The following is a 12,994-nucleotide window of genomic DNA, read 5'->3' as shown; positions in this document are numbered from 1 at the left end:
CCCTCAAATGCATCTAATACATTTGAGGGTGTTAATAATGTTGAAGACAGGATTATTTTTCGTAATGCGTTAATATTTCACAACCACTATCTGTAACTAAAATATCATCTTCAATACGTACGCCAGCAACCCCCGGTACATAAATTCCAGGTTCAATAGTAATGACCATTCCCGCTTCTAAAACATTATCATTAGTGCTAGAAACATCTTGGTATTCATGTTCTTCTAAGCCTAAACCATGGCCAAGACGATGAGGGAAGTAGTCACCATAGCCTGCTCGATCAATAATATCTCTCGCGATTTTATCTATTTCTTTTAATTTTACACCTGGACGAATAGCATCAATTGCTGATGTTTCAGCATCAAGAACAATATTATATATATCTAATGCTTCTTTGCTAGGTGTACCAAATTGTACTGTTCTAGTCATGTCACTACAATAATGGTTGTAGATGACACCTAAATCAAAGAGAACCAGTTCATTATTTTGTAATTGACGATTACCAGGAACACCGTGTGGTGAAGCAGCGTGATCGCCAAATAATACCATAGTGTCAAAGCTCATTTCATTCACACCATATTTCTTAATTTCATTTTCGATATGATTCACAACTTCACGTTCACTGATGCCTTCTTTTAAATAGTTTACACCGATTTCTATACATTTATCTGCTAAATGAGCAGCATGCTTAATTTTTTCAATTTCATCAATTGACTTGATGTTTCTTAAGTTTTTAATCGTTTGGTCGATATCACCAAATTGTTCTACATGAAAGGCTTGTGTTATTTCACGTTGGCGTTTAACTGTTAAATGTTCACTTTCAATTAGCATACGTTCGAATGATTGTTGATATAAATCGAAAGGATTTTCAGTATCTAAATAACCTATAATTTGACCGTCAAAAGGAGACGCTTTAACTTCTTCAACTTCCATTTTAGGGCAGAATAAAACAGTTTCACCACTAGCTTGAATTAATAATGCAAATAATCTTTCATGCGGTTCGCTACGATAGCCAGTAAAGTAATAAATGTTTAATGGTGTAGTGATCCAAGCAGCATCAGCATTTTCTTTTTGTAGATAATTAATGATTTCATTGATCTTTGTCATGAAGTTTTCCTCCTTTAAATGATTAACTTAATTTTATGCTAAAAAACTACATATTTCAAAGTTTGAATTATTCCATTCTTTCGTGTTATAAAACGCAGTCGCTAGGGTATAATATGCATATAAACGATTAGGAGGGCTAAGATAATGAAACTTTCATTTCATGGTCAATCAACAATTTATTTTGAAGGAAATGGTAAAAAAGTCATTGTAGATCCTTTTATTTCAGGAAATGATAAATGTGATTTAGATGAACAAAGATTAGATGTAGATTATATTATTTTAACTCATGGTCATGAAGACCACTTTGGTGATGTAGTAGAACTAGCTAATAGAAATCATGCTACAGTTATCGGTAGTGCAGAAATTGCCGGCTATTTAAGTACTTATCATGGTGTGGAAAATGTAAGAGGTATGAACATTGGTGGTAAAGCTGAATTAGATTTCGGTAGCGTTAAATATGTACAAGCGTTCCATAGTTCAAGTTATACACATGAAAATGGTATTCCGGTGTATCTAGGTATGCCTATGGGTGTCGTAATTGAAGCAGAAGGAAAAACAATTTACCATACAGGAGATACCGGTTTATTTAGCGATATGGAATTAATAGCTAAACGACATCCTGTAGATGTTTGTTTTATTCCAATTGGTGATAATTTCACGATGGGCATAGACGATGCAGCCTATGCAATAAATGAATTCATTAAACCTAGTATTTCAGTACCGGTTCATTACAATACTTTCCCACTAATTGAACAAGACCCAGAGCAATTTAAAGATGCAGTTAAAGTAGGGGATGTTCAAATATTAGAACCAGGTCAAGAAGTTAAATTCTAATTTTGAGATGAGGTTGAGACATATAGTGTTTGTGCTCTGGGAAACCGATTAACGGCGTCCCAAAAGCAGGATTATCGGCAGAATCTTATGATTCGACAAAATTTGGAAAATAATTTTGCTCATCGTTTGGTTCTGCTCAAATCATAAACGCTTTTGTCCCAACCTTTTTAATTAAAAAACACTAATTATCCATCAAAGGCGTGTGAGCCTCAATAGATAACTAGTGTAAATAAGCTAAGTAAGATTTTATTTTACGATTAGTACAGGGATAGTTGCTCGTTTAGCAACTTTGTGACTTACGCTACCAAGAACGAATTTTTTCTTTTCTTCAGCTTTGCGGTTACTCAAAACTACAATTTCATATTTGCCACTATTTGCATGTTTAAGTAATTCTTCTTTAGCATTCCCGCGAACGATAATTTGATCATAATCAATACCATAGCTTTCTAAAATATTACGTGTTTTTTCTAAACGTTTACTACGCTCTTCGGTAATTTTGTCTAAGTGAACTCCAGCTTTAATAGACGCTTGAGCATCTTGTTCATTAATAGCATTTAAAATAGTGACTACTGCGTCATCAGCAGCAAGTTTTGAAACCTCTTCTAAAGCTTTTTCATTTTTTAATTGAGTGTCTACGCCTAATAAAATCTTTTTATACATAAGATCACCCCTCCTCATTTCCATTCTAATAAAAAAAGATGGATATTTCCATTTAAATTAAAAGGTTTTTTAATAAAATTATCATTTTACAAAAGTTGTAAATTTAATATAAGGGTTTTAATCATTTAGGAGTGTGCGTCAATGATTTTTTTTCATTAAAAAGTTATAATAGGCATAACATTGTTCTAAGAAGAGGTAACGTAATGACTAAACATGAACAAATTTTAAAGCATATTGAATCATTAGCAATTGGTTCAAAAATCTCAGTTAGGAAAATCGCCAAAGATTTAGCTGTATCTGAAGGTACAGCCTACAGAGCAATTAAAGATGCTGGACAGCTAGGAATGGTTACAACTATTGATAGAGTAGGAACTGTTCGAATTGAAAAACGAAATCGTGATGAAATAGATAATTTAACATTTAATGAAATTGCAAATATTGTTGAAGGACAAATTATTGCTGGTAAGAATGGCGTCAATAAAACGGTATCTAACTTTGCCATTGGCGCTATGGAATTAAGTGATATCTTAAGATATATTGGACCGCAAACTTTATTAATTATAGGAAATAGAAGAAATGTACAACTCGAAGTATTGAAACGTGGTACAGCCATTTTAATTACAGGTGGATTTCAACCAACAAAAGAAGTCATTCAATATGCAGATGATCACGATTTACCAGTATTGTCATCTAGCTATGATACGTTCTTAGTTGCAAATATCATTAACCGTGCGATGTTCAACCAAAAAATTCGAAAAGAAATTTTAGTGGTAGAAGATATTGTAAAACCAATAAACGAATTGTCTGTATTATTAAACACAATGACTTTAGAAGATTATAAACAAATCGCGAATGAAACGGGACATACACGTTTTCCTGTTGTAAATAAAGATTACAAGTTAGTAGGTATCGTAACCAGTAGAGAAATTATTAATATGAACGACAATGATATGATTGAAGATGTTATGACTAAGCATCCTATCAGTGTTAAGTTGTCAAACACTGTCGCAAGTTGTGCACATTTATTAATTTGGGAAGGTATTGAACTTCTACCAGTTACCGATAATAATAAAAAAGCAGTCGGTGTTATCAATAGACAAGATGTATTGAAATCAATGCAGTTACTAGGGAGACAACCACAAATTGGTGAAACGATTAATGATCAAATTGCTAAACATATTACTATTAATCATGATGGTATTCAAACTGATGTATCTCCATTATTAACCAATCATTATGGTACCTTAAGTAAAGCAGTATTTGTTGGAATTATAGAAGAAACTTTACGACATGAAATGAGAAAGTATAAAAAGGGTAATGTGATGATAGAAAGTTTAAATATCATTTACTTAAAAACAGTGCCTATTGAAACTGGTGTTGATGTTAAATATGAAATGCTCGATGTAGGGAGATACTTTGCGAAATTAGAAGTGACGATGTATTGTCAAAATGAAAAAGTAGCGATTGCATCAGTTATATGTCAAATGTTTGAGGGATATTAATAAAAGATCAACTAGAGGAGTTATATAAATGGAAACACTTATGAACGATATAATGAAAGAAATTGAATCAAATGAAATAGTAATTATTCATAGACATGTAAGACCTGATCCAGACGCGTATGGGTCACAATTAGGATTTAAATATTATTTACAACTTAAATTCCCAGATAAAGATATATATGCAGTAGGTGATGAAGAAGCGTCGCTTAACTTTATAGGGTCATTTGATCAAATTGAGGATAACGTTTATAAAGAAGCGCTTGTCATAGTATGTGATACTGCGAATGCGCCACGTGTAGATGACCAGAGGTTTACTTTAGGTAAGAAAGTATTGAAGATTGACCATCACCCGGCAGTAGATCAATACGGTGATATTAATTTAGTTAATACAGAAGCATCATCAACAAGTGAGATCATTTACGATATGATTTCACATTTCAATGATGAAAGTATCATTAATGAAGATGTCGCACGTGTACTTTATTTAGGTATTGTCGGAGATACTGGCCGCTTCTTATTCGGTAATACAACACAACATACAATGGAAGTTGCAGGAAAACTACTTGGTTTCCCATTTGATCATAATGCTGAGCTTAATAAAATGTCCGAAAAAGACCCACGATTAATGCCGTTTCAAGGTTATGTATTACAAAACTTTGAATTGCATAGTGATGGCTACTGCCAAGTAAAAATCACTAAAGACGTATTAGAACAATATAAGATAAAAGCAAATGAGGCGTCGCAATTTGTAAATACGGTAGCGGATATTCAAGGGCTAAAAATTTGGATGTTTGGTGTAGACGAAGGAGATCAAATTCGTTGTCGCCTACGCTCTAAAGGACAATATGTCATTAATGATATAGCAAATGATTTCGGTGGTGGCGGTCATCCTAATGCATCAGGTGTCTCAGTATATAGTTGGGAAGAATTTGATTCACTAGCACAAGCATTACGTAAAAAGCTTCAATAACTATAAACAGAAAGGAGTCATACAAACATGGTTGCGTATTTAAATATTCATACGTCATACGATTTGTTAAATTCAAGCTTAAGAATATCGGATGTCGTTAATAAAGCTAAGAATGAAGGAATTGAAACACTTGCAATCACAGATACTAATGTTTTGTATGGCTATCCTAAATTTTATGATGCATGTATAGAAGCGGGGATTCACCCCGTTTTTGGTATGACCGTCTATTTAACTGATGGGTTGTATCAATTGGAAACTGTTCTTTTGGCACAAAATAATGATGGCTTAAAAGATTTATATCAATTATCGTCAGCTATTAAAATGAAAGAGAAAGAAGATATCCCTATTGAATGGTTAAAACGTTATGCAAATCATCTCATCATCATATTTAAAGGGGTCGAAGAACACCATCAACTATTCATTGAAGCCTTTCATGATAAAAAGCATGTATATCTTAACCAAGATTGTATCGCTATAGAGAATAGATCGTTTGTTTGGTTGAATACCATGCGTTACTTAAATAAAGAAGATGCAGATACGATTTCAGCACTTCAAGCCATTAAGGAAAATAGTAAATTAGATTTAGTAGCTGAACAAGAGGATTACCATGAACATGTATTTAATAAAAACGAACTTCGAAATTTGGAAATTAATGATGAATTAATCATTAAAACTGACGAAATTGCACAATTATGTACTGCTGAGTTAAATTATCATCAATCATTACTGCCTCAATTCCAAACGCCGAATGGTGAACTTTCGAAAACATACTTATGGCAAAAACTAGAAGAAAAGTTAAATCATTTAAATTTGAATCGACCAGACTATTGGGAAAGATTAAAACATGAGTATGACATTATCACAAATATGGGATTTGAAGATTACTTCTTAATCGTAAGTGATTTAATTCATTATGCTAAAACGCATGATGTAATGGTTGGACCTGGCCGTGGGTCTTCAGCAGGATCACTGGTAAGTTATCTACTTGGTATTACAACAATAGATCCTATTAAATTTAATTTGCTCTTCGAACGTTTTTTAAATCCAGAACGAGTAACGATGCCTGATATCGATATTGATTTTGAAGACACACGACGTGAAAAAGTGATTCAATATGTTCAAGAAAAATATGGACAATTACATGTTTCAGGTATTGTAACGTTTGGCCATCTACTTGCAAGAGCTGTTGCACGAGATGTGGGACGTATTATGGGATTTGAAGAAATAACGCTAAATGAAATTTCTAAATTAATCCCTCATAAATTAGGCATCACATTAGAAGAAGCTTATCAGAATGATGAATTTAAACAATTTGTCCATCGTAATTATCGTCATGAACGCTGGTTTGAAATATGTAAAAAGCTAGAGGGATTACCTAGACATACATCAACTCATGCTGCAGGAATAATTATTAATGATCATGCTTTATATGAGTATGCACCTTTAACTTTAGGTGATACAGGATTATTAACACAATGGACAATGACTGAGGCAGAACGCATTGGTTTATTAAAAATTGACTTTTTAGGTTTAAGAAATCTATCAATTATTCATCAGATTATTAATCAAGTTAAAAAGGACTTGAATATCAGCATTGAAATAGAAAGTATACCTTTTGATGATCCAAAAGTTTTCGAATTATTGTCTCAAGGAGATACAACTGGTATTTTCCAATTAGAGTCAGATGGCGTACGTCGAGTATTGAAAAAGTTAAAGCCTGAACACTTCGAAGACATCGTTGCTGTTACTTCGTTATATAGACCAGGGCCTATGGAAGAAATTCCAACTTATATTACACGAAGACACGATCCATCAAAAGTAGAATATTTACATGAAGACTTAGCTCCTATATTGAAAAATACTTATGGCGTTATTATTTATCAAGAACAAATTATGCAAATCGCCAGTCAATTTGCCAACTTTAGTTATGGTGAAGCAGATATTTTAAGACGTGCAATGAGTAAAAAGAATAGGGCTGTACTTGAAAGTGAAAGACAACACTTTGTTGATGGTGCTAAACAAAATGGCTATGACGAATATATGAGTAAACAAATTTTTGATTTAATTTTAAAATTTGCTGACTATGGTTTCCCTAGAGCACATGCAGTTAGTTATTCAAAAATCGCTTATATCATGAGTTATTTAAAAGTCCATTATCCTAATTATTTTTACGCTAATATATTAAGTAATGTTATTGGCAGTGAGAAAAAGACGGCTGCCATGATTGATGAAGCAAAACATCAGAGCATTACAATACTCCCACCCAATATTAATGAAAGTTATTGGTTTTATAAAGCAACCAACGATGGCATCTATTTATCATTAGGAGCTATTAAAGGGGTAGGATACCAAAGTGTGAAACTTATCGTAGACGAGAGATATCAAAATGGTGACTTTAAAGATTTCTTTGATTTTGCAAGACGCTTACCTAAAAGAGTTAAAACTCGAAAATTATTAGAGTCTTTAATTTTAGTTGGTGCCTTTGATATATTCGGTAAAAATCGAGCTACGTTATTACATTCAATTGATCAAGTCATTGATCAAGTAACTGATATAGAACAAGATGATATGTTATTTGATTTCTTCACGCCAAAACAGTCATATGAAGAAAAAGAAGAGTTATCCGATCAATTAATAAGTGAATATGAAAAAGAATACCTAGGATTTTACATCTCTAAGCACCCAGTAGAGAAAGAATTTAACAAGAAACAATATTTAACAATATATAAATTAAGTAATGCTAAAAACTATCAACCTATTTTAGTACAGTTTAATCAAATTAAGCGGATTAGAACTAAAAATGGTCAAAATATGGCATTCGTAACCTTGAATGATGGCGTTCATTTACTGGATGGCGTGATATTTCCAAATCAATTTAAAAAGTATGAACTTGATATATCTGAAGAGCAAATTTATGTTGTTCAAGGAAAATTTGATCAACGAAATGGTAAAAAGCAGTTGATTCTTAATGATATTTATACAGAAGAAGCATTTGAAGCATTTAAATTGAACCAAACAAAACAAATTATTGTTAGACGAGTTGACCAAGTTAAAGGGTTCTATCAATATTTAGATCAAGAAAATACAAATCAATCCATTGAGGTTTTATCATTTAATGATCAAACAAACGAGATGACAAGATTAGGTTATATTAAGAAAAATTCAGCTTTTTTATCTGATTTAGTAAAGTTATTTAAACCAAGTGATATCCGTTTTGTATAACTTTTATCCAGTATTGAATTGTGATATAGTAAACTGATGATTTAAATTTTAATCATCAGTTTATTTTTATAATTGTTTTTTGTTCTATTTGTTTGTAAATGGCATTATCTTATTGGTCGATTAATGATAAAATATGAATGATCAGCAGAAAAAATAATTATAAAAGTAGTGACTGATAATTAAATTATTGCTAGTTTTAATTCACTTTACATCCTATAGGTAAGCAATTCATTATTAGTAGTATGTGAAAACATATTATAATAAAAACTGAATGATAACTAGCAACATCTAATTCTTATAACTAAATAAATAGGGGTTGATATTTGATGTCTTTAAGAGACGAAGCACTAGAAATGCATAAAGAAAACCAAGGAAAATTAGAAGTAACGCCTAATGTTAAAGTTACCAATAAAGAAGAATTAAGTCTGGCTTATTCTCCAGGTGTTGCCGAACCATGTAAAGAAATTCATGAAGATGAAAGAAAAGTATATGACTATACAATTAAAGGTAATACAGTTACGGTCGTTACTGATGGAACCGCAGTATTAGGTTTAGGTAACATTGGCCCTGAAGCTAGTATTCCTGTTATGGAAGGTAAAGCTGTGTTGTTCAAAAGTTTTGCTGGTGTGAATGGTGTACCTATTGTACTTGATACAACTGATACTGAGGAAATTATTAAGACAGTTAAATTAATCCAACCTAATTATGGTGGTATAAACTTAGAGGATATCTCAGCACCACGTTGTTTTGAAATCGAGGAGCGATTGAAAAAAGAGACCAACATTCCCGTCTTCCACGATGATCAACATGGTACAGCGATAGTGACAATGGCAGGATTAATCAATGCACTTAGAATTGTTGATAAAGATTTATCAGATATTAAAGTCGTTCTTAATGGTGCAGGCGCAGCAGGAATAGCTATTGTGAAATTACTTTATTCATATGGTGTTAGAAATATGGTTATGTGTGATTCAAGAGGTGCCATATTTGAAGGAAGAAGTTATGGCATGAATGACACAAAAGAATACGTCGCTAAATGGACAAACAAAGATAAAACTGAAGGCGAACTTAGTGAAGTTATTAAAGATGCTGACGTATTTATAGGTGTATCTATTGCGGACCTACTTTCTAAAGAAATGGTAGAGAGCATGGCCAAAGATCCAATTATTTTTGCAATGGCGAATCCTAATCCTGAAATCAATCCTAACGATGCTAAAGATGCTGGTGCGAAAGTTGTTGGAACTGGACGTTCAGATTATCCAAACCAAATTAATAATGTATTAGCATTCCCAGGTATATTTAGAGGTGCATTGGATACAGAAGCAACCCATATTAACGAAGAAATGAAAAAAGCTGCAGTTGAAGCGATTGCAGACTTAATCGATAGTAAAGAATTAGAACCAAATTATTGTATTCCTGGACCATTCGATAAACGTGTTGCGCCATCTGTTGCTCGTGAGGTTGCTAAAGCAGCAATGGAATCTGGTGTAGCTCGAATTGAAGTTGATCCACAAGATGTGTATGATAAAACAATGAAATTAACAGATTTAAAATAATATTGATAAATATATTCATATAGAATACTATATTTGGATGAAGTTTAATTATAACGACATTTATAACGTGTAAGTTACAAATGTCGTTATAGTACTTTATCACTATACATAATTATAAATGCATCATGAGTATAAATTTAATCCTTATAAAGGTCAGAGGTTTTTGGAGGTTTCCCTATGTTTAAAGATTTTTTTAATCGAACAAAGAAAAAGAAATATCTAACAGTTCAAGATTCTAAACAAAATGATGTACCAGCAGGAATCATGACTAAATGTCCAAAATGCAAAAAGATCATGTATACCAAAGAATTAGATGAGAACTTAAATGTATGCTTCAATTGTGACCACCATATTTCATTATCTGCTTACAAAAGAATCGAAGCAATTTCTGACGAAGATACATTTAATGAATTTGATAAAGGCATGACATCTGCTAATCCTTTAGATTTTCCTGGTTACATTGAGAAGATTGAAAAGGATCAGAAAAAGACAGACTTAAATGAAGCCGTTGTGACTGGTACTGCTAAATTAGATGGTATTGAATACGGTGTAGCCGTAATGGATGCACGTTTTAGAATGGGTAGTATGGGTTCAGTTGTTGGTGAAAAAATTTGCCGAATCATTGATTATTGTACTGAGCATCGATTACCATTTATCTTGTTCTCTGCAAGTGGTGGTGCCCGTATGCAAGAAGGTATTATTTCATTAATGCAAATGGGTAAGACTAGTGTGTCATTAAAAAGACATTCTGACGCAGGATTACTATATATTTCATATATTACGAATCCTACTACAGGTGGTGTGTCTGCAAGTTTTGCATCAGTGGGTGATATTAATTTAAGTGAACCCAAAGCATTAATCGGTTTCGCTGGACGACGCGTGATTGAACAAACGATTAATGAAAAATTACCAGAAGATTTCCAAACTGCTGAATTTTTATTGGAACATGGTCAACTTGATAAAGTAATACATCGTAAAGACATGAGAACAACACTTGCTAATATATTAAATCTGCATCAAGAGGTGAAAAGCTAATGCTTGATTTTGAAAAGCCACTTTTTGAAATTAGAAAGAAAATTGATTCGTTAAAAGAATCTCAAGAAAAGAATGATGTTGATTTACAAGAAGAAATCGATATGCTTGAAGCTTCTTTAGAACGCGAAACAAAAAAAGTTTATACAAATTTAAAACCATGGGATAGAGTACAAATAGCTAGATTACCAGACAGACCGACATCTTTAGATTATATCCCTATGATTTTTGATTCATTTATAGAATTACATGGAGACCGTAATTTTAGAGATGATCCAGCTATGATCGGCGGTATTGGTTACTTAAATGGAAAGGCAGTAACTGTTGTAGGTCAACAACGTGGTAAAGATACTAAAGATAATATTTATCGTAATTTTGGTATGGCACATCCAGAAGGTTATAGAAAAGCATTAAGACTTATGAAACAGGCTGAAAAGTTTAATCGACCTATATTCACATTTATTGATACTAAAGGTGCATACCCTGGTAAGGCAGCTGAAGAAAGAGGGCAAAGTGAATCTATTGCTACCAATTTAATAGAAATGGCTTCTTTAAAAGTACCTGTCATTGCAGTCGTTATCGGTGAAGGTGGTAGTGGTGGTGCACTTGGTATCGGTATTGCTAACAGAGTATTAATGCTTGAAAACAGTACGTACTCTGTTATTTCTCCAGAAGGTGCAGCAGCATTACTATGGAAAGACAGTAATTTGGCTAAAATTGCTGCAGAAACAATGAAAATCACAGCACATGACTTACATGAATTAAAGGTAATAGATGATGTGATTAACGAGCCACTTGGCGGCGCACATAAAGAAATGGAGACTCAAGCGCAATCTATTAAAAAGGCGTTTGTTACTCATCTAAATGAATTAGAACAGCTTAATAAGGAACAATTAGTTGAAGATCGCTTTAATAAATTTAGAAATATAGGTTCTTTTGTAGAATAAAGAGGAATAGAGTAGTAGTCATTTTATAGACTATTACTCTATTTTTAATATTGTTAAAATAAAAGTCAAAATTAAAAACGTTTACATCAATATAACTCCTTTCTTTTGATGGAAGAAGTAAAAAATTTGTGGTAATTTAGAGTTGAAGATAAATCTAGTTATAGAAAGGTATGTCGTCATGAAGAAAATTGCAGTTTTGACTAGCGGTGGAGATTCACCGGGGATGAATGCTGCCGTTAGAGCAGTTGTACGTACAGCAATTTACAATAATATTGAAGTTTATGGTGTATATCACGGTTATCAAGGATTAGTAGAAGATGATATTCATAAACTTGAATTAGGATCAGTTGGAGATACTATCCAACGTGGTGGGACATTCTTATTCTCAGCAAGATGTCCTGAATTTAAAGAAGAAGAAGTACGTAAAGTTGCTATTAACAATCTACGTAAAAGAGAAATTGAAGGCTTAGTAGTTATTGGTGGGGATGGCAGTTACCGTGGCGCTCAACGTATAAGTGAAGAGTGTAAAGAAATACAAACCATTGGTATTCCTGGTACAATCGATAATGATATTAACGGTACCGACTTTACGATTGGATTCGACACAGCACTTAATACGATTATTGATTCAGTCGATAAAATTCGTGATACAGCATCAAGTCATGCAAGAACATTTATCGTTGAAGTAATGGGTCGTGACTGTGGTGACTTAGCGCTATGGGCAGGCTTATCTGTAGGTGCTGAAACGATTGTCGTACCAGAAGTTGATACAGATATTAAAGAAGTAGCTGAAAAGATAGAGCAAGGTATTAAACGTGGTAAAAAACACTCAATCGTTATGGTTGCTGAAGGATGTATGAGCGGTCAAGAATGTGCTGATGAATTAAGTAAATATATTAATATTGATACAAGAGTTTCAGTATTAGGACACATTCAACGTGGAGGTAGCCCTTCAGGAGCTGACCGTGTTTTAGCATCAAGATTAGGTGGCCACGCCGTTGAATTATTAAAGAAAGGTGAAACTGCCAAAGGTGTTGGTATTAAACATAACCAATTAACAGCGACACCATTCGATGAAATATTTGGTCATTCAAGTCATAAGTTTGATCAACAAATTTATCAACTAGCTAAAGAGTTATCTATATAAATTTCAGGAGGATTTT

Annotated in this window: 10 protein-coding genes; 8 read left to right on the top strand and 2 right to left on the bottom strand. The window is 32.9% G+C overall.

Annotation, left to right across the window (positions count from 1 at the left end):
• Window positions 1-52 precede the first annotated feature (52 nt).
• On the bottom strand, window positions 53-1,108 hold the full coding sequence (locus tag ACJQQZ_RS05595; protein WP_124227837.1) for a M24 family metallopeptidase: 1,056 nt from the start codon (window positions 1,106-1,108) through the stop codon (window positions 53-55).
• Window positions 1,109-1,252: 144 nt separating this feature from the next.
• On the opposite strand from ACJQQZ_RS05595, the gene ACJQQZ_RS05590 reads away from it, so the two are divergent.
• Complete coding sequence (locus ACJQQZ_RS05590; protein ID WP_002452207.1) at window positions 1,253-1,942, top strand: metal-dependent hydrolase; 690 nt, start codon at window positions 1,253-1,255, stop codon at window positions 1,940-1,942.
• Window positions 1,943-2,188: 246 nt separating this feature from the next.
• On the opposite strand, the gene ACJQQZ_RS05585 is transcribed toward ACJQQZ_RS05590, so the two are convergent.
• Entirely contained in the window at window positions 2,189-2,602 is a 414-nt protein-coding gene (locus ACJQQZ_RS05585) for a universal stress protein (protein WP_002452208.1), read from the bottom strand.
• Between the two features lie 203 nt (window positions 2,603-2,805).
• Here ACJQQZ_RS05585 and ACJQQZ_RS05580 point away from each other — a divergent pair, with 203 nt between their 5' ends.
• The 7 genes from ACJQQZ_RS05580 to pfkA all read left to right on the top strand — a co-directional run bounded on the left by ACJQQZ_RS05580 (window position 2,806) and on the right by pfkA (window position 12,978).
• Window positions 2,806-4,104: a DRTGG domain-containing protein gene (locus ACJQQZ_RS05580; protein ID WP_002452209.1), complete on the top strand. Its 1,299-nt coding sequence runs from the start codon at window positions 2,806-2,808 to the stop codon at window positions 4,102-4,104.
• A gap of 28 nt (window positions 4,105-4,132) precedes the next feature.
• Window positions 4,133-5,074, top strand: a complete 942-nt coding sequence (locus ACJQQZ_RS05575) for a DHH family phosphoesterase (RefSeq protein ID WP_124227835.1) — start codon at window positions 4,133-4,135, stop codon at window positions 5,072-5,074.
• A gap of 27 nt (window positions 5,075-5,101) precedes the next feature.
• Window positions 5,102-8,296 carry a DNA polymerase III subunit alpha gene (locus ACJQQZ_RS05570; protein ID WP_145506603.1) on the top strand — a complete coding sequence of 1,065 codons (3,195 nt, stop codon included), beginning with the start codon at window positions 5,102-5,104 and terminating at the stop codon, window positions 8,294-8,296.
• Window positions 8,297-8,622: 326 nt separating this feature from the next.
• The gene (gene ystJ, locus ACJQQZ_RS05565; protein WP_408023092.1) at window positions 8,623-9,852 is read left to right on the top strand and encodes an NADP-dependent malic enzyme; all 1,230 of its coding nucleotides are present in this window, start codon (window positions 8,623-8,625) and stop codon (window positions 9,850-9,852) included.
• Between the two features lie 177 nt (window positions 9,853-10,029).
• Window positions 10,030-10,887 (top strand): acetyl-CoA carboxylase, carboxyltransferase subunit beta, encoded by an 858-nt coding sequence (gene accD, locus ACJQQZ_RS05560; RefSeq protein ID WP_124227832.1) that lies wholly within the window; start codon window positions 10,030-10,032, stop codon window positions 10,885-10,887.
• Entirely contained in the window at window positions 10,887-11,831 is a 945-nt protein-coding gene (locus ACJQQZ_RS05555; RefSeq protein ID WP_002452214.1) for an acetyl-CoA carboxylase carboxyltransferase subunit alpha, read from the top strand. Before accD ends, ACJQQZ_RS05555 begins: the two co-directional genes overlap by 1 nt.
• A 178-nt stretch (window positions 11,832-12,009) precedes the next feature.
• On the top strand, window positions 12,010-12,978 hold the full coding sequence (pfkA, locus tag ACJQQZ_RS05550) for a 6-phosphofructokinase (protein WP_002452215.1): 969 nt from the start codon (window positions 12,010-12,012) through the stop codon (window positions 12,976-12,978).
• The last annotated feature ends 16 nt before the right edge of the window (window positions 12,979-12,994 follow it).

It is taken from the genome of Staphylococcus sp. KUGN1 (assembly GCF_045984185.1).
In the GTDB taxonomy this organism is placed as follows: domain Bacteria; phylum Bacillota; class Bacilli; order Staphylococcales; family Staphylococcaceae; genus Staphylococcus; species Staphylococcus warneri_A.
The sequence above is the reverse complement of the archived record's forward strand: the minus strand, read 5'-3'. Positions and strand labels throughout refer to the sequence as shown.